Origin of the sequence: Mesorhizobium sp. M2A.F.Ca.ET.039.01.1.1 (assembly GCF_003998035.1) — a bacterium.
Lineage (GTDB): Bacteria > Pseudomonadota > Alphaproteobacteria > Rhizobiales > Rhizobiaceae > Mesorhizobium.
In genome coordinates this window covers 1-1,201 of the sequence record NZ_RZRY01001197.1, presented here as the reverse complement: position 1 = coordinate 1,201, position 1,201 = coordinate 1, and the positions used below count along the sequence as shown (strand labels likewise).

The following is a 1,201-nucleotide window of genomic DNA, read 5'->3' as shown; positions in this document are numbered from 1 at the left end:
AGCACCGCGGCTGCGGCCTCGGCATAGTCCCGCCGCGCCGCGGATGAGAAGCGCCCGTCCTTCGCAGCGCCGACGAAGGCGCCGTGCTCAAGCGCTGCCGGGAGCGCCATGAGATGGTTTTCGGTGTACCAACCATTGCGCAGGATCACGGCGGGCAGGCCCGAGGCAGCGATGACCTCCTCCGTCTGCCGATGCTCGATCGCGAGCATCGCGGGCGACGTGTCGGCGTGCAGCATGCTCGTATAGGCGATCAGCGAAACGCCGGCCGCTGTTGCTGCGTCGATCACGGTACGATGCCGCGGAAGGCGGCCACTGACTTGGGTCGAGGAAATCAACAACAGTTTCTCGACGCCGGCCAGGGCCGAACGGAGCGTGTCGGGCCGGCTGTAGTCAGCCTCGCGCACGATCACGCCGCGTTCGGTCAGATCGCTGGCCTTTGCAGGGTCGCGAACCGCCGCGACGATCCGGTCAGCGGGAATGGTCTTCAGCAGCGCCTCGATCACGAGGCGGCCCAGTTGTCCTGTTGCTCCAGTTACTGCGTACATTGTTCAGTCCATTTCGTGTTTGTCGGATGAATAGCCCCTAAATAGCGACGATCGTTACCACGGGAAACCACGTATCTTGGGGTTACCATCGTTTTCCGGTAACCAACTGGAAACTGCCCCGCAAAGGGATGTGCGATGGTTCTCAAGGTAAGGAAGAAAGTGGCGACGCTCCCCGGTTGCCCGATGTCGAAGTGCATGGATCTGCTCGGCGGTTGCTGGACGCCGGAGGTGCTCTGGTCATTGAGTGAAGGGCCGCGCCGGTTCTCCGAATTGCGCCGCGATAACCCCTTCATCTCCGCGAAGGTCATGACGAGCCGGCTGCGTGACCTTGAGCAGCGTGGCGTCCTGACCCGCCACGTCATGCCGACGTCGCCTCCGACGGTGGAATATGAGCTGACGTCATTGGGGCAGGAACTGCTCCCCGCGATCAGATCGATCGTCGATGTCGGTTCGCGCCTGCTGCTGCGTGACTCTTCAGGCTAGAGCGATGGCGCGGTTTGCTTGCCGAGAAAAAATTCCGAAGCTGGCGGTCGAATTGGAATAATCTATCTCTACAGACTTAGGGGAATAATACCCTATAGCGCGATGCTTCACGGCCACGTCGAGGCAGTTTGACGCCATAGGAACAGACAGGAATGGTTCACGAAACCCCCGAC

General features: G+C 61.2%; 3 protein-coding genes. 1 reads left to right on the top strand and 2 read right to left on the bottom strand.

The genetic code is table 11. The features are described 5' to 3' along the window. Window positions 1-545: NAD(P)H-binding protein (locus tag EOA24_RS38590; RefSeq protein ID WP_148669984.1), on the bottom strand; the 545-nt coding region annotated here is incomplete at its 3' end. A 135-nt stretch (window positions 546-680) separates the two neighbouring features. On the opposite strand from EOA24_RS38590, the gene EOA24_RS38585 reads away from it, so the two are divergent. Next, window positions 681-1,028 carry a helix-turn-helix domain-containing protein gene (locus EOA24_RS38585; RefSeq protein WP_126081788.1) on the top strand — a complete coding sequence of 116 codons (348 nt, stop codon included), beginning with the start codon at window positions 681-683 and terminating at the stop codon, window positions 1,026-1,028. On the opposite strand, the gene EOA24_RS42615 is transcribed toward EOA24_RS38585, so the two are convergent. Then, window positions 1,020-1,201: hypothetical protein (locus tag EOA24_RS42615; RefSeq protein ID WP_210213652.1), on the bottom strand; the 182-nt coding region annotated here is incomplete at its 5' end. The genes EOA24_RS38585 and EOA24_RS42615 overlap by 9 nt on opposite strands.